This is a genomic window from Kocuria tytonis (assembly GCF_003226895.2).
GTDB lineage: Bacteria > Actinomycetota > Actinomycetes > Actinomycetales > Micrococcaceae > Kocuria > Kocuria tytonis.
Genome location: NZ_PNJG02000003.1, coordinates 25,462 through 44,707 on the forward strand (window position 1 = coordinate 25,462; position 19,246 = coordinate 44,707).

The window sequence follows — 19,246 nt, forward strand, 5'->3', positions numbered from 1 at the left end:
AGGGGCGCACAGAGGCCCGCGCGCGGTGCCCGGGGCGTACGGTGACCCCATGGTGCGACTTCTCATCCTCTCCGGGCTCACCGTGGCGACGATCGCCACGCTCCTCGCGGCGGTGCTCGGCCCGTGGGGCTGGTGGATCCCCGCCGTGGGCTTCCTCCTGCTCCTGCTCGTGGCCGTCCGCGACGCCACGCAGCGCAGGCACTCCGTGCTGCGCAACTTCCCCCTGCTCGGGCACATGCGGTTCTTCCTGGAGAAGATCCGCCCCGAGATCCAGCAGTACTTCATCGAGCGCAACTACGACGGCAAGCCCTTCGACCGGGACCAGCGCTCGCTCGTCTACTCCCGGGCCAAGGGCTTCAAGGGGGACAAGGCCTTCGGCACCGAGCTGGACGTCAACGAACCCGGCTACGAGTACTTCGTGCAGTCGGTGGCGCCCAAGTCCGCCCCGCAGGACGAGCACCGGGTGCGCCTGGGCGGCCCGGACTGCCGTCAGCCCTACGACGCCTCCCTGCTCAACATCTCCGCCATGAGCTTCGGGTCCCTCTCCAAGAACGCCGTCCTGGCCATGAACAAGGGCGCGGCCATGGGCGGCTTCGCCCAGGAGACGGGAGAGGGCGGTCTCACCGAGTACCACCTGGCCCACGGTGCGGACATTTTCTGGGAGTTCGGCTCCGGATACTTCGGAACCCGTGACGAGAACGGGCACTTCGACCCCGAGACCTTCCGCGAGAAGTCCAACCTGCCCCAGGTCAAGGCCGTGAACATCAAGCTCTCCCAGGGTGCGAAGCCCGGTCTGGGCGGTGTGCTGCCCGGTTCCAAGGTCACCGCGGAGATCGCTGCCGCCCGCGGTGTGCCCGAGGGGCAGACCTGCATCTCCCCGGCCAGCCACTCCGCGTTCACCACACCGCGCGAGCTCATCCGCTTCGTGGCGCAGCTGCGGGAGCTCTCCAACGGCAAGCCCATCGGCTTCAAGCTGTGCGTTGGCTCCCGCGTGGAGTTCCTGGCCATCTGCAAGGCCATGATCGAGGAGGACGTCACCCCGGACTTCATCATCGTGGACGGCGCCGAGGGCGGCACCGGCGCCGCCCCGCTGGAGTACCAGGACCACGTGGGCACCCCGCTGGTGGAGGGCCTCATCCTGGTGCACAACGCCCTGGTGGGTGCCGGGCTGCGGGAGCGGATCAAGCTGGGCTGCGCGGGCAAGATCACCTCGGGCCACGACATCGTGCGCCACATCATCCAGGGCGCGGACTTCTGCATGAGCGCCCGCGCCATGATGATGGCCGTGGGCTGCATCCAGGCCCAGGCCTGCCACACCAACAAGTGCCCCGTGGGCGTGACCACCCAGGACCCCAAGCTGTACCGGGCGCTCGACGTGGCGGACAAGGGCGAGCGCGTGGAGCGCTACCACCGCCTCACCGTGGAGGAGGCCGGGCAGATCATCTCCACCATGGGCTGCGAGCACCCCGAGGAGCTCACCCGCGAGATGCTGCGCCGCAAGGTCACCGCCACCCAGAGCATCTCCTACGAGTCCCTGTACCAGTGGCTGCGTCCCGGGGAGCTGTTCGAGGGCGTCGAGGGCGGCTGGGGCGAGGACTGGGACTACGCGGACCCGGACCGCTTCACCGCGGGCCACCCCGGCAAGTACGTGTTCAACGACCGCGGCCCGCTCACGCCCGGCGGGGTGATCCCGGCGGCCGACCGCGAGTTCGCGCTCGCGGGAGCCCCGTCCGCCGGCTCCACGGCCGGTGCCGGTGCCGCGGAGGGTGCGCGGGCGACGTCGAACGCTCCCGCGGCACCCCGCGCGGCCGGTCCCGCACCGGAACAGGTCTCCGCGGAGCACCCCGGCGAGTCCACCCCGGGCGCGAGCAGGCGCCCCGAGGGGGAGCCGGGCACCACCCCCGGAGCGCAGCACACGGTGCGGGACCCCGCCCCGGAACCGGGCAACGTGGACCCGGCGGACGACTCACGGACCAGGAACCCGGGGCTCGCCTGAGTTCGGGGGATACCATGTGAGGCGGTGTCGGCCACGGTCGGCACCGCCCCCATCGTCAGAGCACGTCCCGCGGCACAGGATTGAGAGAGTCTTGCGAGAATTCACGGCACGCTTCGCCACCGCTCAGGAGATCTCCGAGTGGGACTCCCACGTCACGGCCAACCCCTCCGGTGGGAACCTGCTGCAGTCGGAGGCCTTCGCGCGGGTGAAGCAGGACCACGGCTGGAAACCGCAGCACGTGGTGTACGAGCCCTCGGACGGCTCGCGGCCGAGCTACAACCTGGTGCTGGAGAAGTCCGTGCCCGCCCTCGGCCGGCTCTGGTACATGATCAAGGGTCCGGACGTGGAGTCCGTGGACGACATGCCGGGCATCGTGGCCGCCAACGAGCGCTTCGTGGCCGGTGCCGCCAAGGGCGTGTTCGCAATCAAGTACGAGCCCGAGATCCTCGCCTCGGACTACGCCTCCGGCGTGCTGGCCCGCTGCGGTCTGGTGAAGTCCTTCGAGATCCAGCCCAACGACTCCACGGCCGTGCTGGACACGGACATGGACGAGAAGGCCCTGCTGAAGTCCCTGCACTCCCGCGGGCGCAACGCCGTGCGCCGCGCCACCCGGGAGGGCTGCGAGGTGGCGCAGGTGCCGCTCACCGAGGAGAACATGCGGACCATGTACGCCCTCATGGACTCCGTGGGTCAGGGCCACGCCCACGTGAACCTGCGCTCCTACGAGTACTACAGGGCGTTCTGGACGAACTTCGCCGAGCGCGGCCAGGGCCGGCTGTACTTCACGTACGAGGACGGCAAGCCCTCCGTGGGTGCCTACGTGATCGCCTACGGCTCCAAGGGAACCTACAAGGACGGCGGGTCGAAACCGCGCCGGAAGCAGTACGGGGACTCCCACCTGGTGCAGTGGTCCGCCATCACGGACCTGAAGCGGGACCACGGGATCACGCAGTACGACTTCTGCGGCACCCCGCCCTCGGACCAGCTCAAGAACAAGGAGCACCACTACTACGGGCTGGGGCTGTTCAAGACGAGCTTCACCAAGACCGTCGTGGACTACGTGGGTGTCTGGGACCAGCCGCTCAGCCGCGCGAAATACGCTGTCTGGACCAGCGTGGCGGAGAAGGTCCAGCGGCAGCTGTGGGTGCGCCGCACCGGCCAGCCGTTCTACTGAGCGGCACCCGGGCCGGCCCGGGCACCCGGGAACACCACCGCGGGCGCGTGACGGTTCGGACCTGACGCGGCCGCCACACAGATCCGAGCAGTGCCCGCGGCGGCAGGGAAGGTTCATCCGACGTGAGCGTGAGTGAGCAGTTGACGCGTCTGGCGCAGCAGGGGTACCCGTCCTCGGGGGAGGGTGCGGACCCGCAGCCGGCGGACGAGCAGCCCTTCGGCCCGGGCGGGGACACCGCACTGCGCGAGGCGGTGCGCCCCTCGACCCCCCGCCGCCGTTCCCGCGCGCTGCCCCGGCCCACGGAGGAGCAGGCCGCACGCGCCGAGCTGCGCAGCGCCACCCCGCACGCACGCCCGACGGCGCCCTCGCGACCCCCGGGGTCCCGCACCCCGCACACCGGGCAGCCCGCGCGGGCGGGAGCCCCCCAGGTCTCGGCCCTGCCGGTCCTGACCCCGGGCCAGATCGCCGCGGACCGGGCCGGGCAGGGGCACCGGGCCGGTGTGTCCGCCGCGCTGACGGAGCCCATCAGCACGCCGTCGCGCCGCAGCGGCGCCGCCGCCGCGTCCCCGGTGGAGCGCCCGGAGACCGTGGCGCACGAGATCGCCCCGGCCACCACGGCCATCCCCCGCGGTGCCTACCCGGCCACGCGCGTGGCGCCCGCACGGGCCCCCAGGTCCCTGTTCCGCTCCCTGGTGCAGGGCGACACCGCGCCCACGGCCCCCATGCGGATCCTGGACCGGCTCACCGCCACACCGTTCCAGCACCTGCGGAAGTTCGGCGACGGCAGCGACCGGCAGGCCCGGCGCACCCTCAACTTCGCCCTGCGGCTGGCCGAGACCATGTTCCACTACGGCGCGGACGCCCTGGACGTGGAGAACGCGATCATCGCCGTGTGCGCCACGTACGGGGTGGAGAACCTGGAGGTGGACATCACCAACCAGTCCGTGACCATCAACTACGTCGCGGAGACCACACCAACGGGCAAGCTCACCGCGGCCGGGCGCGCCCCCGCCACGGCGGCGGACCCCGGGGAGCAGGCGGGGGAGCACGCGCCGTCGTTCGCGGGAACCCCCGGGACCACGGCCGAGACCCGCGGCGGGGGCGCACCCCGCACGGGGGACGACCCCTGGGGGGACTCCGCCACCTCCAGCCACACCGTGATGCGCGTGGTGCGCTCGTGGACGGACAACTACGCCGGGCTCGCGGACACCCACCAGCTGGTGATCCGCATCATCGAGGGCGAGATGCCCCTGCGCAGGGCCGAACGGGAGCTCGCGGAGATCAACGCCCGCCCGAAGCCCTACCCGCGCTGGCTGGTCTCGGCGGCCACGGTGGTCGTGGCGGGCACGCTCGCGCTCGCACTCGGGGCCTCGCCCGTGGGTGCGCTGGTCGCGGTGGCCTCGTCCGCCGTGGTGCAGCTGGTCACGGTGAAACTCAGTGCCTGGCGCATCCCCGAGTTCTTCGCGCTGGCGGCCAACGCCTTCGTGGTCACGCTCGTGGCCATCGTGGTCTCCTCGCTCGGGGTGGAACTCTCACCGCCCACGGTGATCGCGGGCGGGCTCATCATGCTGCTGCCCACCACGCGCTGGGTGTCCACCATGCAGGACGCGATCAACGGCTTCCCGGTCACCGCGGCGGGGCGGCTGCTGTCCACGTCCATGGCGTTCCTGGGCATCGTGGCGGGGATCGCCATGGGGGTCTCCGTCACGGTGAACGTGGCCGGGGTCCCTCCCATCGACATCTCGCAGTCGAGCTTCACGCCCACGGGCTCGGTGACGAACATCGTCTTCATGCTGGTCTCCACGGTGCTGATCGCGGTCTCGATGCAGGTCAAGCCGCGTCACATCCCGCCCGCGGCGGCCGCCGCGTTCGCGGGGCTGCTGCTCTACCACGGCGTGGGCCTCTTCGACGCCGGCAGCCGGATCGCCACGGGCGTGGGTGCCGTGGGCAGCGGGTGCGTGGCCGCGCTGCTGGCCGCCCGGTCACGGATCCCCCAGGCGGTGCTGGCCATCCCGGCCATGACGTTCCTGCTGCCCGGTCTCACCCTGTTCCGGGGCATGTACGCCATGACGGTGCAGGCCGAGTCCCCGGGGCAGGGGATCACGGAACTGGTCAACGCCATGGCCTCGATCGTGCTGCTGGCGGCCGGCGTGGTGCTCGCCAAGTACCTCATGCGGCCGTTCATCGAGCAGATGCAGCACCTCTCGCAGCGCCGCAACCGACGGCGCTGACACCGCCGGCCCCCGGGCGCGGCGACGCCGTCGCGCCCGGTCAGGGGCGCTGGGGCAGCTCCCACGAGACGGGGTCCGCGCCCTGTTCGCGCAGCAGGTCGTTCACGCGGGAGAACGGGCGGGAGCCGAAGAAGCCGCGGGACGCCGAGAGCGGGGAGGGGTGGGCGGACTCCACCGTGGGGGCCCCGCCCAGCCACGCCTTGGTGCTGCGTGCGTCCTTGCCCCACAGGATGGCCACGAGCGGCTGCTCGCGCTCACCCAGGGCGCGGATCGCGCACTCCGTGACGGCCTCCCACCCCTTGCCCCGGTGCGAGGCGGGAGAACCGGCCTGCACCGTGAGCACCCTGTTCAGGAGCATGACGCCCTGCCCGGACCACGAGGAGAGGTCCCCGTGGGCGGGTGGTTCGATCCCCAGGTCCGCGTGCAGCTCCTTGTAGATGTTCTGCAGGGACCGGGGGACTGGGCGCACGTCGGGAGCCACCGAGAACGAGAGCCCCATGGCGTGGCCGGGAGTGGGGTAGGGGTCCTGCCCCACGATCAGCACCCGGACCGCGGACAGCGGCTCGCGGAACGCCCGGAAGATGTTCTCACCCGCGGGCAGCGTGTGCCGGCCCTCGGCGTGCTCCGCGCGCAGGAACTCGCCCATCGCGCGGATCTGCGGCTCCACCGGCTGCAGGGCGGCGGCCCACTCCTCGTGCATGATCTCGTGCAGCGGGCGGGGTGTGGTCACGGCTGGCCTCCTGGGACGGACGGCGCGCGGGGCGGTGCACGGTGCGCGCTAGGGTTGTGCCCATGTCTACCACGGGGGAGGAGCTCGACGAGCTCGACCGGGCCGTCCTACAGCTGGAGGCCGAGCACTGGAAGTACCGCGGCGCCAAGGAATCGGCCATCCGCTCCCGACTCGGGCTCAGCCCCGTGCACTACTACCAGCGGCTGAACTCCCTGATCTCATCGGAGGCCGCCGCGCGCCACGCCCCCATGCTGATCTCGCGGCTGCGCCGCGCACGGTCCCGCTGAGCACATCCCGCTGAGCGCACCCGCTGGGCACGTCCCGCCGCGCACCGGCCTGCTCGGGCGTGGGATAGTGGCCGGTGAGGTGCCTGTGCGCCGACCGACCCCCGGCTCGTCCCGATCCCGTGCACTTCGCCCGACCCCAAGCACCACGCCCGGTCCCGGGCACCCCGCCCGACCCCGTGCCGTCCGTCCGACGAGAGGCAGAGCATGAGCGAGTACCCCCGCGACGAGTTCGACGACGTCCCGGAGGACGGCGCCCGGCAGGGCGCGCACCGCGGGCACAACCCGCGGGCGCGCACCGGCTCCCCGGGAGAGTTCCGGGCCGTCCTGGTCTCGGGTGTGCTCGCGCTGGCACTCGGGGCGGTGTGCTTCGTGAACGCGCCCCGCACGGCCCAGGACGCACAGGCGTCCGGTCCCGTGGCGGGGTTCCAGGCGCAGGCCGACGACGCCGTGGCGAGCCCGGCCGCGCGGGTCCCGGGCGGCGTCGTCCCCGCCCGGTGCGCACCCCGTTCAGCCGGGGATGAAACCTGAGCCCACCGCGCGCAGATCGTTTGCGGTTCCGCGCGCGCGGGTGTCACTATTGGGTTAGCACTCAGTCGAGTGGACTGCTAACCGGGTCCGGTGGCGGTTGCCCGGCACCCGAGTGACACCACATCACGGTGAGGTGGCTGCGGCGCGGTGAGGACCGCGGTGCGGTGCCGTCCGTCGCGGGCACCGTGATGACAAGTCTTGTTTGTCAACCGTCCAGGAGGGACGAAACACATGGCAAAGATGATCGCATTCGACGAAGAAGCACGCCGCGGCCTCGAGAAGGGTCTGAACACCCTCGCGGACGCCGTCAAGGTCACGCTCGGCCCCCGCGGGCGCAACGTGGTCCTGGAGAAGTCCTGGGGCGCCCCCACGATCACCAACGACGGCGTGTCCATCGCCAAGGAGATCGAGCTCGAGGAGCCCTACGAGAAGATCGGCGCCGAGCTCGTCAAGGAGGTCGCCAAGAAGACCGACGACGTCGCCGGTGACGGCACCACCACGGCCACCGTGCTGGCCCAGGCCCTCGTGAAGGAGGGCCTGCGCAACGTGGCCGCCGGTGCGGACCCGCTGTCGCTGAAGCGCGGCATCGAGAAGGCCGTGGCCGCCGTGACCGAGCAGCTGCTGTCCTCCGCCAAGGAGATCGAGACCGAGGAGGAGATCGCCGCCACCGCGTCCATCTCCGCCGCGGACCCCGAGATCGGCAAGCTGATCGCCGAGGCCATGGAGAAGGTGGGCAAGGAAGGCGTCATCACCGTCGAGGAGTCCAACACCTTCGGGCTGGACCTCGAGCTCACCGAGGGCATGCGCTTCGACAAGGGCTACCTCTCCGGCTACTTCGTCACGGACGCGGACCGCCAGGAGGCCGTCCTGGAGGATCCCTACATCCTCGTCGTGAACTCCAAGATCTCCGCCGTGAAGGACCTCGTCCCCGTGCTGGAGAAGGTCATGCAGGCCGGCAAGCCGCTGCTGATCATCGCTGAGGACGTGGACGGCGAGGCCCTGGCCATGCTCGTGCTGAACAAGATGCGCGGCGCCGTGAAGTCCGTGGCCGTCAAGGCCCCCGGCTTCGGCGACCGCCGCAAGGCGCAGCTCGCGGACATCGCCATCCTCACCGGCGGCCAGGTCATCACGGAGGAAGTGGGCCTCTCGCTCGAGTCCGCCACGATCGACCTGCTGGGCCAGGCCCGCAAGGTCGTGGTGACCAAGGACGAGACCACCATCGTGGACGGTGCCGGCACGCAGGAGGAGATCGAGGGCCGCGTGGCGCAGATCCGCGCGGAGATCAACAACTCCGACTCCGACTACGACCGCGAGAAGCTGCAGGAGCGACTGGCCAAGCTGGCCGGCGGCGTGGCCGTGCTCAAGGCCGGTGCCGCCACCGAGGTGGAGCTCAAGGAGCGCAAGCACCGCATCGAGGACGCCGTGCGCAACGCCAAGGCCGCGGTGGAGGAGGGCATCGTCGCCGGCGGTGGCGTGGCCCTGATCCAGGCCGGCGCTAAGGTCTTCGAGTCCCTGAACCTCTCCGGTGACGAGGCCACGGGCGCGAACATCGTCAAGGTCGCGATCGACGCGCCGCTCAAGCAGATCGCCCTCAACGCGGGCATGGAGCCCGGTGTGGTGGTGGACAAGGTCCGCGGTCTCGAGACCGGCTGGGGCCTCAACGCCGCCTCCGGCGAGTACGAGGACCTCATGGCCGCGGGCATCAACGACCCCGTCAAGGTGACCCGTTCCGCCCTGCAGAACGCGGCGTCCATCGCCGGGCTGTTCCTCACCACCGAGGCCGTGGTGGCGGACAAGCCCGAGCCCGAGGCCGCCGGTGCGGGCGCGGGTGCCGATCCCATGGGCGGCATGGGCGGCATGATGTGATCCCACTCCCCTGAGTGGATTCCGGCCCGCTCCACGGGCTGGACGCGAGAGGACCCCGGGCGCGTGCAGCGCGCCCGGGGTCCTCTCCCGTTCGCGGCGACGGCCACGGCGTGGGCAGCGACGGCGGGTTGCTCTCGGCCACGGCCACGGCGACGGGGTCCGGCCGGCGCAGCGTGGGGGAGTCGCTGCAGGCCGGAGCGCACGAACGCCCCACGCGGCGCCGCGGCTCTGCATGTCGGGAGGTTTTGGGAGGATGAGTCCATGACGATCATTGCTTCCGCGGACGGCTCGGCCCTCGGCAACCCGGGACCGGCCGGCTGGGCCTGGTACATCGACCCCACCTCGTGGCGCGCCGGCGGGTGGGCCCACGGGACCAACAACATGGGCGAGCTCACCGCGGTGCTGAACCTGCTGGAGTCCACCCGCCACCGCGGGGACGAGCCCCTCACGGTGTACTGCGACAGCCAGTACGTGATCAACTCCGTGACCAAGTGGCTGCCCGGGTGGAAGAAGAAGGGCTGGAAGAAGCGCGACGGCAAGCCCGTGCAGAACGTGGACATCATGAAGGCCCTGGACCGTGAGCTGTCCGGACGCACGGTCACGTTCGAGTGGGTCAAGGGCCATGCCGGCCACGAGCTGAACGAGGCGGCGGACGAGCGCGCCCGCGCCATGGCCACCGCCTACCAGTCCGGGACACCGGAACGGGACATGCCCGTGGGGCCGGGGTTCCGGGACGACTCCGCCGGGACGCACGCTCGCACCGGTGGCGCCGCTGCGGACGGTGCGGCCCCCGGACGGACCCCCGCCGGCACGGACGACTCCGCCGCCCGCGGGCACGACCCTGCCGGCCACACGGACCACCTCGCCGCCCGCGCGGCTGGGGACGGCGGCGGGCCCACCCCGGCGGGCTGCCCGCAGCCGGGCCTCGCGAGCAGCACCCCGGGCGTGACGCCGTCCGCGGCGTCGGCCGAGCAGCCGGACCTCTTCTCCGAGCTCCGGGACATGAGCGCCACCGCCTCCGACGGCGCCGGGGACAACCAGGACGCCGCAGGAACGGAGCACCTGCCGCCGCAGTTCCTGGCCGGTGCCGTGCAGCGCGAGACGGCGGCGGTGTGTGTCCCGGCCACGTCGTCGACCACCGGCGCGTCCACAGCCACCTCCGGGCGTGCCGGGAGGCAGGAGGAGCACCCGCACGCGGACGTGCTGCACCCCGATCTGCTGTGCATCGACGAGCGCGGGGCCACCGCGCCCACGGGGCGGTTCCCGTGCCGGGCGGACGCCCCGGGAGCACGGGGCGCCACGAGTGCGGCGGGCGCACCGTCCGAGGTGCGGGTCACCGCCCTCGGGGCGAACGCCTACCACCTGAGCTACCGGCTCGCGGAGTCCGCACGGGTGACACGGCGCAGCTCCGTGTGGGTCCGCGAGGACCAGCACAACGAGATGGGCCCGTGGCTGCTGCGCTTCCACCAGGTCACGGCGGAGGACTGAGCGGGTCTCAGCCCGCGAACATGCGGGCGTTGGCCGCCTCCGTCTCCGCGTACTGGGTGCCGGCGGTGGCCAGGGCCTGGTTGATCTGGGCCACCGCCTGTTCCATCTGCGCCTGTGCGGAGCGCCAGGACCGCAGGGCTTCCTGGAAGCTCGCGGAGGCGGTGCCCGTCCAGGAGCCCTGGAGGTCGGTGAGCGTGGCCGTCATGCCGTTGACCTCGGCGCTCAGCCGGTCGATGTGCCCGTGGGCCTGCTGGGACTTGGCGGCAATTGTGTCGCTGTCCACCACGAAATGAGCCATGATGTTCCTCCCCGGAAGGTGTGAGATCCCGGCGTCGTGCCGGTGCGACTCACGCTAGGTGAGGGTGGGAACGTCGTGGTGACCCGCCCGCGGGCTTGTGGACTCAGGCGCCCGGGTTGTGCTCGTCCACAGGGCGCGTGTGGGGGATGCGCACGGTGAACGTGGCCCCGCCGCCGATCGTCTCCTCGAGCTTCACCGAGCCGTCGTGCTGCGCGATGATCGCGGCCACGATGGACAGCCCCAGCCCGGTCCCGCCGGTCTCCCGGGTGCGGGAGGAGTCCGCACGGTAGAACCGCTCGAAGACCCGCTCGGCGTCCTGCCCGTGGATGCCCGGGCCGTGGTCCCGCACCTGCAGCACGGAGGTGTACTGGCCGTCCACCGCAGGTTCCAGGCCCACGGCGAGCTCCAGGGGCGAGCCGTCGGGGGTGTAGCGCAGGGCGTTGGTGAGCAGGTTGGCCACCACCTGCCGCAGCCGGGACTCGTCACCGTTCACCCAGGCCTCCTCGGGAGAGGAGTCCTGCAGTCCCGTGACCTGGACGCTCCGGTCCGGCGCGGTGGCGTGGGCGTCCGAGGCGGCGTCGTAGGCCAGGTGCAGCAGATCCACGGGACGCACGGCGGACACGCGCCGCTCGTCGAGGCGGGCGAGCGTGAGCAGGTCCTCCACGAGCTGCGTCATGCGCTTGGACTCGGACTCGATCCGGTTCATGGCCTTGCCCACGTCCTCCGGGGTCTGCAGGGCCCCGTGCCGGTAGAGCTCGGAGTAGCCGCGGATCGAGACGAGCGGAGTGCGCAGCTCGTGGGAAGCGTCCGCGACGAAGCGGCGCAGCTTGGTCTCGGACCGGGTGCGGGCGTCGAACGCGTCCTCGATGTGACCGAGCATCGCATTCAGGGAGGTGGACAGCTGCCCGATCTCCGTCTGGGGGTTGTAGCCCTCCATGCGCTGGGACAGGTCCCCGTCCGCGATCCGGGCGGCCGTGGCCTCCACCTGCCGCAGGGGCTGGAAGGCCCGGGTGACCAGCACCCACCCCACGGTCATCGCGGCGAGCAGGGTGGCCAGACCGAAGCTGAACGTCAGCAGCCCCACGCCCGAGATGATCGCGTCGGTGCGGTCCAGCGGTTCGGCCACCACCACGGACATGTCGAACATGGTCAGCTTGGTGGGCACCACGCGCCACGTGCGGTCGGAGCCGCTCTCGGAGCCCACGGTCTCGGCCTGCCCGTCGTGGGCGACCACGTAGTCGAGCGTCATCCTGCCGAGGTCCGGGTCCAGCCGCTGGGCGGAGTCGGTGGAACCCCCGCGGGCCGTGGCGAGCACGTGGCCGTCGCGGTCCAGCAGGAACCCCGAGGTGGGGACGGGGGTGCTCACGTCCCCCTGCAGCGCCCCCGTGAGTGCGGGGGCCACTGCGGGCACCGCCTGCCGCAGCTCCTGGTCCATGCTCGTGACCAGCGAGTCCCGCAGCACGGACACGGCCACCAGCGTGGTGACCAGGATGCTGACGGCCAGCAGCAGGCCGGTCAGGGCCATGAGCTGGGAGCGCAGGGACGCGGAACGGAACCGGCGGGTGAGCACGTTCAAGGGATCAGTGGCGTTTGTCCGCAGAACGCAGCAGGTACCCCACGCCGCGCTTGGTGTGGATCAGGGACGGCTGCTCGGGGTCGTTGTCGATCTTGCGCCGCAGGTAGGAGATGTAGGACTCCACGATGGAGGCGTCCCCGTTGAAGTCGTACTCCCACACGTGGTCCAGGATCTGGGCCTTGGACAGCACCCGGTTGGGGTTGAGCATCAGGTAGCGCAGCAGCTTGAACTCGGTGGGGGAGAGGCCGATCTCGCGCCCGCCGCGGAAGACCTCGTGGGCGTCGTCGTCCAGGACGAGGTCGTCCACCTTCAGCCGCGAGTCCTCCTCCTCGAGGGGCTGCGTGCGGCGCAGCACCGCACGGATGCGCGCCACCACCTCGTCCAGGCTGAACGGCTTGGTCACGTAGTCGTCCCCGCCCACGGTCAGCCCCGCCACCTTGTCGTCGGTGTCGTCCTTGGCCGTGAGGAACAGGATGGGGAAGTGCCGCCCGGCGGCACGCAGCTTGCGGGTCACGGAGAAGCCGTCGATGTCCGGCAGCATGACGTCCAGCACCGCGAGATCGGGGTCCTCGGCCTCGGCCCGCAGCAGGGCGTCCCGCCCGTTCGCGGCGGTCACGACCTCGAACCCGGCGAATCGCAGGGACGTGGCCAGCAGCTCGAGGATGTTGGGCTCGTCGTCGACGACGAGCAGTTTGGCTTCGGGGGTCTTGGCATTCATGCGGCTCAGTATCTCCGAGTTTCCTGGACACATTCTGTCCGGTCTCCGGTGGCTTCCTGGGTGCTTCGACGGTCCCGGGAACGGGCCCCTGCCGTCCCGCTCCGGCGGGTCGTCGGCGCCCGGTGCCGAGCACCGCGGCCGACGCCGCCGCGCGGGTCAGCGGGCCGAACGGCGTCGTACGCCCCGCACGAGCTCGACGCACAGCAGGAGGAACGCTATGGGGAAGAAGACGGCCGGGAAGATCGTGAAGCCGGCCCAGAGCACGTGGTGGCCCGCGGCGGCCATGAGCACAGCCACCACCGACAGTGCGCACACGGCGGTCAGCACGAGAGCCGTGGCGAGCACCGGGGAGATGCCGTCACCCCGGCCTCGGCCGGGACGACGCCCGGTGGGTGCGGACACGGGGGCGGTGGGTTCAGACATGCCCATAAGGTAGCAAGGCGGGGTGACGCGCAGGGCAGGACCCGGGCGCGGCCCGCCTCGCCGGGGGATAAACTGTGGTGTTCCCACGGTGCCCCGCTCCACGGGCGAGGTGGCCGCAACGTGACGACGAGAGACTGAGGTGATCCGCGTGCCCACGGGCAAGGTCAAGTGGTTCGACGCAGACAAGGGTTTCGGTTTCCTGGCCACGGACGACGGTCAGGAAGTGTTCCTGCATTCGTCCGCCTTGCCCAGGGGGGTCACCACGGTGAAGCCCGGCACGCGCATGGACTTCGGGATCGCGGACGGCAAGCGCGGGGCGCAGGCGCTGTCGGCCACGCTGCTGAGCGCCCCGCCGTCGGTCACGCGCAACACCCGCAAGCCCCCGGAGGAGATGGCGGTGCTCACCGAGGACCTCATCCGCCTGCTGGACGGGATGTCCAACGGGCTGCGCCGCGGGCGCTACCCGGACCACTCGCACGGACAGAAGATCGCCGCCATCCTGCGCACCGTGGCGGATGAGCTCGATGTCTGAGACCACGAGCCGCAACGAGCTGCCCGGCACCACCGGTCCCGCCGTGTCCCCGGAGACCGCGCCCGACGCCGTCGCCCCCGGTGCCGCAGCCGACGCCGCGTCCCCGGGCAGCGCACCCGACGCCGCTGCTCCGGGCGCGGAGACCGCGGTGCCGGCCCGCGCCGCCACGCGTGCGCGGAGCCGCACCCGCGCCCCGAAGCAGGACCCGGTGCTCGCCGCGGCCGTGGACCTCGCGCGGGAGGCCGTGGGGACGGGCGAGCAGGCGGCGAGCGGCATCGGCGAGCACGTGGGCATCCGGGTGCACGAGGACCGGCTGCTGACCCATCTCTTCGACTGCACGCTCCCGGGATACCCCGGGTGGACGTGGTACGCCACGGTGGCGCGGGCGCCGCGCACCAAGCACGTGACCGTGTGCGAGTCCGGGATCCTGGCTGGACCGCACTCCCTGCTGGCCCCGGACTGGGTCCCGTGGGAGGAGCGCATGCAGGCGCTGCACGAGCAGGAGGCGCAGGAGAACGCGGACGAGAACACCGCGGACGCGGGTGCGGAGGACGCGGAGCAGCCGACGGGCACGGAGCACGAGCACGACCCCGCGAGCGCCGCCGACACCGCGGCCCCGACCGTGCAGGTCCATGCGCCGGCGGCCGAGGAGACGCCCGAGGACGAGGTCTGCTCCCCCCGGGGCAAGCGGACCGGGGGTAAGCGCACGGGGCGCAGGCGGACCGGCGGCAAGCGGTCCGAGCAGGACGGGACCCCCTCGGAGGGCGGCCCGTCATCCTAGGCCGCGGCACCCCGCCGCCCGCCGACCGGGCGGACGGGACCGGGATGTTCCGGTCCCTGCGGATCCGCAACTACCGGTTGTGGTTCACGGGTGCCCTGGTGTCCAACATCGGCACGTGGATGCAGCGCACCGCCCAGTCCTGGCTCGTGTTCGACGAACTGACGGAGCACGACACCACCGCCATGGGCGTGGTCATGGCCCTGCAGTTCGTGCCCCAGCTGCTGCTCGCACCCTATGCGGGTGTGCTGGCGGACCGCTACGACCGGCGCCGGATCCTGGTGGTCACGCAGAGCGCCATGGCGCTGCTCGCCGCCGGGCTCGGAGCGCTGCTGCTGCTCGGGGTGGCGGGCCTGTCCACCGTCTACGTGTTCGCCCTGGCGCTGGGCGTGGTGGCGACCTTCGACGCGCCCGTGCGTCAGACCTTCGTCTCCGAGATGGTCCCGGACTCCCACCTCTCGAACGCCGTGGCGCTGAACTCCACCTCCTTCAACTCCGCGCGGCTGATCGGCCCCGCGGTGGCGGGCGTGCTCGTCGCGGCGCTCGGCACGGGGTGGGTGTTCATGCTCAACACGCTCACCTTCGCGGCCATGATCTGGGCCATCATGCTGATCGACGACGCCCGGTTGCGCCACTCGCCCCGGGCCGCGCGGGCGCGCGGACAGATCCGGGAGGGCATCGGCTACGTGCTGCACCGCCCGGACCTCGTGGCGGTCATGAGCACCATCTTCATGATCGGGACGTTCGGCATGAACTTCGCGGTGTACCTCGCGGCGATGGCCGGTTCGGTGTTCGGCCGGGGCTCCGAGGAGTTCGGCGTTTTCAACTCCGTGCTGGCCGTGGGCACGGTCACCGGCGCGCTGCTCTCCGCGCGGCGGGCCACGGCCCGGTTGCGGTACGTCTTCATCGGGTGCGCGGCGTTCGCGGTCTCCTGCCTGGGTGCGGCCACGGCTCCCACCCTGTGGCTGTTCGCCCTGTGGCTGATCCCGTGCGGGGTCTCGTCCCTGACCATCATGACCACCGCGAACGCCTACGTGCAGACCACCACCTCGCCCACGATGCGCGGGCGGGTCATGAGCCTCTACATGGCCATCTTCATGGGTGGGACCCCGATCGGCGCCCCCGCGGTGGGGTGGCTCACGGACTCGTTCGGTGCGCGCTGGGGAATGGGGTCCGCGGTGCTGGCCGGCCTGGCGGGAGTGCTCATCGGTGCCGGGTTCGCGTGGCACGCGTCCCGTTCCCCTGCCCGGCGGGCCTGAGCGGTTCTCAGCCCAGGGCGGCCACCGTCCAGTCGATGCACTCGAGCAGTGCCCGCACGTCCTCCGGGGGCACTGCGACGAACGTGGCGATCCGCAGCTGGTTGCGGCCCAGCTTGCGGTACGGTTCCACGTCCACCACGCCGTTGGCGCGCAGAACGGCCGCGACCCGCGCGGCGTCGACGGCGGCGTCGAAGTCCACCGTGCACACCACGGGGGAACGGTGGGCCGGATCCGCGACGAACGGGCGGGCGACGTCGCTGCGCTCGGCCCACTCGTACACGAGTCCCGAGGTCTCGGCGGTGCGGCGGGCGGCCCACTCGAGTCCGCCGCGCTCCTCGAGCCACCCCAGCTGCGCGTCGAGCAGCACGAGACCCGCGAGAGCGGGGGTGTTGTAGGTCTGGTGGCGGCGGGAGTTCTCCACGGCCGTGGCCAGCGACAGCACGTCCGGGATCCACCGTCCCGAGGCCGCGACGTCCGCCACGCGCTCCAGCGCGGCGGGGGAGAACGCGGCGAACCAGATGCCGCCGTCGCTGCCGAAGTTCTTCTGGGGCGAGAAGTAGTAGACGTCCGTCTGCGCGAGGTCCACGGCCATGCCGCCGGCGGCGGAGGTGGCGTCCACGACCGTCAGAGCGCCGTCTGCCGGGACGCGTCGCACGGGCATGGCCACCCCGGTGGAGGTCTCGTTCTGCGGCCACGCGTAGACGTCCACCCCGGGGATCACGCGCGGACCGTCGGGACGGGAGCCGGCGGGTGCCTCGACCACCACCGGCGGCTCCAGGAAGGGCGCCCGCTGCGTCACACTCGCGAACTTCGCCCCGAACTCGCCGAAGGCCAGGTGCTCGGCGCGGGAGCGCACCAGGCCGAACGCGGCGCTGTCCCAGAACGTGCTGGCCCCGCCGAGACCCAGGACGATCTCGTACCCCTCGGGCAGGGAGAAGAACGCGCCGAGCCGCTGCTGGATCCGCGCCACGAGGTCCTTGACCGGCGCCTGCCGGTGGGAGGTGCCCAGCAGGGCCGGTCCGCCGTGGCAGAGCGCACTCAGCTGCTCGTGGCGCACCCGGGACGGGCCCGCCCCGAAACGACCGTCGGTCGGCAGCAGGGACGGGGGGATGACGGGCATGGTGCTCACGGTGGCTCCTCCGAGGGGTGATGCGGTGGTGCTCCCCATTGTGCCGTCCCGCGGTGGCGTCATTCCTCCCGGGGCTGCGCCACCCGCCCGCTGGCTACAATTGACCCGAATCATTCAGACTGTGCTGGAGCGCACCCCCACGGGGGACCGCCGACCCGCGCGCCGTGGTGCGCAGAAATCAGAGGACTGACCATGAGCGGCGACCTGATCGACACCACCGAGATGTACCTGCGGACCGTGCTGGAGCTCGAGGAGGAGGGCATCACGCCCATGCGGGCGCGCATCGTGGAGCGCCTGCACCACTCCGGCCCCACGGTCTCGCAGACGGTGTCCCGGATGGAGCGCGACGGTCTGCTCTCGGTGGCCACGGACCGCTCCCTGCAGCTCACGGAGGCCGGGCGCCGCACCGCGGTGTCCGTGATGCGCAAACACCGGCTCGCGGAGCGGCTGCTCGCGGACGTGGTGGGCCTGGACATGGCACACGTCCACGAGGAGGCGTGCCGGTGGGAGCACGTGATGAGCGAGCGGGTGGAGCGCCGGCTCGTGGATCTGCTCGGGGACCCGAAGGTCTCCCCGTACGGCACGCCCATCCCGGGCCGGGAGGACGGCACCCGGACGACCACGGCCGAGGTCTTCGGCGGCCTCACACTGTCCGACGCCGCCGCGGGACCCGCGGGGGAGCAGTACACGGTGCGGCTGCTGCCGGAGGTGGTGCAGGCGGATCCGGAACTCATCGAGATGCTCAGCTCCGCGGGCATCCTCACGGGGTCGCGGATCACGGCGGAGGTCAACCCCGGTGACGAGCACAGGGTCCTCGTCACGAACCTGACCACGGGCGTCTCACTGGATCTCGACGCCGCCACCGCCCGCGCGGTGCGCCTCGCCTCCCACGGGTCTTGAGGCGATTCACCCACCCCTCGCCGTGACCTGACGGGCCTGGGGATCACCGCGTCGACCATCCCGCCCCGTGGGGCGCCCTCCACGGCGCCGAGGGGTATCGTGCCTGGTCACAGCATGGTGTGGCGGTGGGGCGGGGCGACAATCGGGATGGCCATTGATATCCGAGAGCTACGCAATGCAGCCCATTGATTCCCCCGATTGCCCGATCCGTGATCCGTTGTAATCAAAACGTGACATTTTCGTTATCCCTCCTGTACAGTCGTGCACGTGCCGATCACTGGTCGGATCCGGCACTCCCGAGCGCTCGCCGAGTTCTGCCATGCGCCCCCGGGACCCGTACACAGAAAATCCGCATGGCAGAAGCGGGGGAACCACTTCCGGACTCGTGACAGCCCCACGGGTCCTTGGGGTCAAGTCAGCACGGCACACCAGATCGTGCGACCGGATGTCTCCCATCCGAACCCGACAGCTCACCTCGTAGGCGCAGGGAGGAACAACCATGTCTCTCATCAAGAACACTTCTGCACGCCACCGCGCCGAGACCTCGTCGCACGCCGTGCGCAACACCACCGTCGCGGCCGTCGCGGCGGGTGCCGCCGTTGCAGGCATCGCGATGCCCGCCCAGGCGGCCGGGGACATCGTGGACCTCGGGTCCACGTCCTCCGTCAGCACCCCCTCGGTGCTGTCCTACAACGCTTCCTACTCCACGCCGTCCACCGGCACGATGACGTCCGGCGCCACGCAGTCCGCGGGCACCACGGCGTCCGCCTCCGGCGTGAGCACGCAGTCCAACCACTCCGGCGGCGGCCTTCTCGGCAGTGCGTACGCCGGCGTGGGTGGTGCGTACGTTCCCGCCGGAACCAGCTTCAAGGCGTGGGACTGCTCCGGCTTCACCCAGTGGGTGTACGCCCAGAACGGGATCAACATCCCCCGCGTCAGCTGGGCCCAGATCGGCGCCGGCACCCCCACCTCCAACCCGCAGCCCGGCGATCTGGTGTCCCAGAACGGCGGCTCCCACGTGGGGATCTACATCGGCAACGGCCAGATGATCTCCGCTCTCAACCCGTCGCAGGGCACCCAGGTGCACTCCGTGAACGCCATGCAGCTGGACGGGTACTACACCTTCCGCTGATCCACGCGCCCGAGGTGACGCGCTCGCGCCACCTCGGCACCAGGATCGAGCCGGCTCTGCGGCCGGTGTGCCGTTCGGATCCTCGAACGGCACACCGGCTGTCAGCCGCTGACATCACAGAACATCACCACACCGCCCACACCGGTGAACCCGTGCAGCGTGCGAATACGTTGCGGTCACCGCACACCTCCGTGCCCTGGG

General features: G+C 71.5%; 18 protein-coding genes and 1 riboswitch. Of the genes, 12 read left to right on the forward strand and 6 right to left on the reverse strand.

The window, feature by feature from the left end; translation table 11 throughout:
* Nucleotides 1–49 precede the first annotated feature (49 nt).
* The 3 genes from C1C97_RS09365 (at nucleotide 50) to C1C97_RS09375 (ending at nucleotide 5,401) form a co-directional block, all read left to right on the forward strand.
* The gene (locus C1C97_RS09365) at nucleotides 50–1,996 is read left to right on the forward strand and encodes an FMN-binding glutamate synthase family protein (protein WP_110920749.1); all 1,947 of its coding nucleotides are present in this window, start codon (nucleotides 50–52) and stop codon (nucleotides 1,994–1,996) included.
* A 91-nt stretch (nucleotides 1,997–2,087) separates the two neighbouring features.
* Nucleotides 2,088–3,170 carry a lipid II:glycine glycyltransferase FemX gene (locus C1C97_RS09370; RefSeq protein ID WP_121031508.1) on the forward strand — a complete coding sequence of 361 codons (1,083 nt, stop codon included), beginning with the start codon at nucleotides 2,088–2,090 and terminating at the stop codon, nucleotides 3,168–3,170.
* A 128-nt stretch (nucleotides 3,171–3,298) separates the two neighbouring features.
* Entirely contained in the window at nucleotides 3,299–5,401 is a 2,103-nt protein-coding gene (locus tag C1C97_RS09375) for a threonine/serine exporter family protein (protein ID WP_407657270.1), read from the forward strand.
* Nucleotides 5,402–5,441: 40 nt separating this feature from the next.
* Here the strand turns inward: C1C97_RS09375 and C1C97_RS09380 are convergent, their stop codons facing one another.
* Nucleotides 5,442–6,131, reverse strand: a complete 690-nt coding sequence (locus C1C97_RS09380) for a uracil-DNA glycosylase (RefSeq protein WP_110920939.1) — start codon at nucleotides 6,129–6,131, stop codon at nucleotides 5,442–5,444.
* Between the two features lie 62 nt (nucleotides 6,132–6,193).
* On the opposite strand from C1C97_RS09380, the gene C1C97_RS09385 reads away from it, so the two are divergent.
* The 4 genes from C1C97_RS09385 (at nucleotide 6,194) to C1C97_RS09400 (ending at nucleotide 10,300) form a co-directional block, all read left to right on the forward strand.
* Nucleotides 6,194–6,418 carry a DUF3263 domain-containing protein gene (locus C1C97_RS09385; RefSeq protein WP_110920938.1) on the forward strand — a complete coding sequence of 75 codons (225 nt, stop codon included), beginning with the start codon at nucleotides 6,194–6,196 and terminating at the stop codon, nucleotides 6,416–6,418.
* Nucleotides 6,419–6,622: 204 nt separating this feature from the next.
* A complete protein-coding gene (locus tag C1C97_RS09390) occupies nucleotides 6,623–6,946 on the forward strand; it encodes a hypothetical protein (protein ID WP_121031512.1) in 324 nt (107 codons plus the stop codon).
* Nucleotides 6,947–7,177: 231 nt separating this feature from the next.
* Nucleotides 7,178–8,812, forward strand: coding sequence for a chaperonin GroEL (gene groL, locus C1C97_RS09395; RefSeq protein ID WP_110920382.1), 1,635 nt, complete (start codon nucleotides 7,178–7,180; stop codon nucleotides 8,810–8,812).
* A 261-nt stretch (nucleotides 8,813–9,073) separates the two neighbouring features.
* The gene (locus C1C97_RS09400; protein ID WP_121031514.1) at nucleotides 9,074–10,300 is read left to right on the forward strand and encodes an RNase H family protein; all 1,227 of its coding nucleotides are present in this window, start codon (nucleotides 9,074–9,076) and stop codon (nucleotides 10,298–10,300) included.
* Between the two features lie 7 nt (nucleotides 10,301–10,307).
* Here C1C97_RS09400 and C1C97_RS09405 read toward each other — a convergent pair whose 3' ends face one another.
* The 4 genes from C1C97_RS09405 to C1C97_RS09420 all read right to left on the reverse strand — a co-directional run bounded on the left by C1C97_RS09405 (nucleotide 10,308) and on the right by C1C97_RS09420 (nucleotide 13,315).
* Nucleotides 10,308–10,598 carry a WXG100 family type VII secretion target gene (locus tag C1C97_RS09405; RefSeq protein WP_110920384.1) on the reverse strand — a complete coding sequence of 97 codons (291 nt, stop codon included), beginning with the start codon at nucleotides 10,596–10,598 and terminating at the stop codon, nucleotides 10,308–10,310.
* Nucleotides 10,599–10,701: 103 nt separating this feature from the next.
* Nucleotides 10,702–12,174 carry a sensor histidine kinase gene (locus C1C97_RS09410; RefSeq protein WP_199712240.1) on the reverse strand — a complete coding sequence of 491 codons (1,473 nt, stop codon included), beginning with the start codon at nucleotides 12,172–12,174 and terminating at the stop codon, nucleotides 10,702–10,704.
* 4 nt (nucleotides 12,175–12,178) lie between these two features.
* Nucleotides 12,179–12,892: a response regulator transcription factor gene (locus C1C97_RS09415; protein WP_110920385.1), complete on the reverse strand. Its 714-nt coding sequence runs from the start codon at nucleotides 12,890–12,892 to the stop codon at nucleotides 12,179–12,181.
* Between the two features lie 156 nt (nucleotides 12,893–13,048).
* Nucleotides 13,049–13,315, reverse strand: coding sequence for a hypothetical protein (locus tag C1C97_RS09420; RefSeq protein WP_110920393.1), 267 nt, complete (start codon nucleotides 13,313–13,315; stop codon nucleotides 13,049–13,051).
* 148 nt (nucleotides 13,316–13,463) lie between these two features.
* Between C1C97_RS09420 and C1C97_RS09425 the strand changes: the two genes are divergently transcribed.
* Genes C1C97_RS09425 through C1C97_RS09435 form a run of 3 tightly spaced genes read left to right on the forward strand, consistent with a single transcriptional unit; the run spans nucleotide 13,464 to nucleotide 15,884 of the window.
* Entirely contained in the window at nucleotides 13,464–13,847 is a 384-nt protein-coding gene (locus C1C97_RS09425; RefSeq protein ID WP_110920394.1) for a cold-shock protein, read from the forward strand.
* The gene (locus tag C1C97_RS09430; protein WP_121031516.1) at nucleotides 13,840–14,628 is read left to right on the forward strand and encodes a DUF3027 domain-containing protein; all 789 of its coding nucleotides are present in this window, start codon (nucleotides 13,840–13,842) and stop codon (nucleotides 14,626–14,628) included. The genes C1C97_RS09425 and C1C97_RS09430 overlap by 8 nt, the downstream gene beginning before the upstream one ends.
* Nucleotides 14,629–14,672: 44 nt before the next feature.
* Nucleotides 14,673–15,884, forward strand: a complete 1,212-nt coding sequence (locus C1C97_RS09435) for an MFS transporter (RefSeq protein WP_110920387.1) — start codon at nucleotides 14,673–14,675, stop codon at nucleotides 15,882–15,884.
* Between the two features lie 7 nt (nucleotides 15,885–15,891).
* On the opposite strand, the gene serC is transcribed toward C1C97_RS09435, so the two are convergent.
* On the reverse strand, nucleotides 15,892–17,004 hold the full coding sequence (gene serC, locus C1C97_RS09440; protein ID WP_110920395.1) for a phosphoserine transaminase: 1,113 nt from the start codon (nucleotides 17,002–17,004) through the stop codon (nucleotides 15,892–15,894).
* A 201-nt stretch (nucleotides 17,005–17,205) separates the two neighbouring features.
* Here serC and C1C97_RS09445 point away from each other — a divergent pair, with 201 nt between their 5' ends.
* Together C1C97_RS09445 and C1C97_RS09450 are read left to right on the forward strand one after the other, a co-directional pair.
* The gene (locus C1C97_RS09445; protein WP_110920388.1) at nucleotides 17,206–17,913 is read left to right on the forward strand and encodes a metal-dependent transcriptional regulator; all 708 of its coding nucleotides are present in this window, start codon (nucleotides 17,206–17,208) and stop codon (nucleotides 17,911–17,913) included.
* Between the two features lie 337 nt (nucleotides 17,914–18,250).
* Nucleotides 18,251–18,409, forward strand: a riboswitch (cyclic di-AMP (ydaO/yuaA leader).
* 3 nt (nucleotides 18,410–18,412) lie between these two features.
* Nucleotides 18,413–19,045 carry a C40 family peptidase gene (locus C1C97_RS09450; protein WP_110920389.1) on the forward strand — a complete coding sequence of 211 codons (633 nt, stop codon included), beginning with the start codon at nucleotides 18,413–18,415 and terminating at the stop codon, nucleotides 19,043–19,045.
* Nucleotides 19,046–19,246: the final 201 nt, after the last annotated feature.

Excerpts from the sequence above, each read along its gene's own strand:
- C1C97_RS09365 (WP_110920749.1), top strand. The coding sequence starts at position 50 with ATGGTGCGACTTCTCATCCTCTCCGGGCTCACCGTGGCGACGATCGCC.
- C1C97_RS09385 (WP_110920938.1), top strand. The coding sequence starts at position 6,194 with ATGTCTACCACGGGGGAGGAGCTCGACGAGCTCGACCGGGCCGTCCTA.
- C1C97_RS09390 (WP_121031512.1), top strand. The coding sequence starts at position 6,623 with ATGAGCGAGTACCCCCGCGACGAGTTCGACGACGTCCCGGAGGACGGC.
- groL (WP_110920382.1), top strand. The coding sequence starts at position 7,178 with ATGGCAAAGATGATCGCATTCGACGAAGAAGCACGCCGCGGCCTCGAG.
- C1C97_RS09400 (WP_121031514.1), top strand. The coding sequence starts at position 9,074 with ATGACGATCATTGCTTCCGCGGACGGCTCGGCCCTCGGCAACCCGGGA.
- C1C97_RS09405 (WP_110920384.1), bottom strand. The coding sequence starts at position 10,598 with ATGGCTCATTTCGTGGTGGACAGCGACACAATTGCCGCCAAGTCCCAG.
- C1C97_RS09415 (WP_110920385.1), bottom strand. The coding sequence starts at position 12,892 with ATGAATGCCAAGACCCCCGAAGCCAAACTGCTCGTCGTCGACGACGAG.
- C1C97_RS09420 (WP_110920393.1), bottom strand. The coding sequence starts at position 13,315 with ATGTCTGAACCCACCGCCCCCGTGTCCGCACCCACCGGGCGTCGTCCC.
- C1C97_RS09430 (WP_121031516.1), top strand. The coding sequence starts at position 13,840 with ATGTCTGAGACCACGAGCCGCAACGAGCTGCCCGGCACCACCGGTCCC.
- C1C97_RS09435 (WP_110920387.1), top strand. The coding sequence starts at position 14,673 with ATGTTCCGGTCCCTGCGGATCCGCAACTACCGGTTGTGGTTCACGGGT.
- serC (WP_110920395.1), bottom strand. The coding sequence starts at position 17,004 with ATGCCCGTCATCCCCCCGTCCCTGCTGCCGACCGACGGTCGTTTCGGG.
- C1C97_RS09445 (WP_110920388.1), top strand. The coding sequence starts at position 17,206 with ATGAGCGGCGACCTGATCGACACCACCGAGATGTACCTGCGGACCGTG.
- C1C97_RS09450 (WP_110920389.1), top strand. The coding sequence starts at position 18,413 with ATGTCTCTCATCAAGAACACTTCTGCACGCCACCGCGCCGAGACCTCG.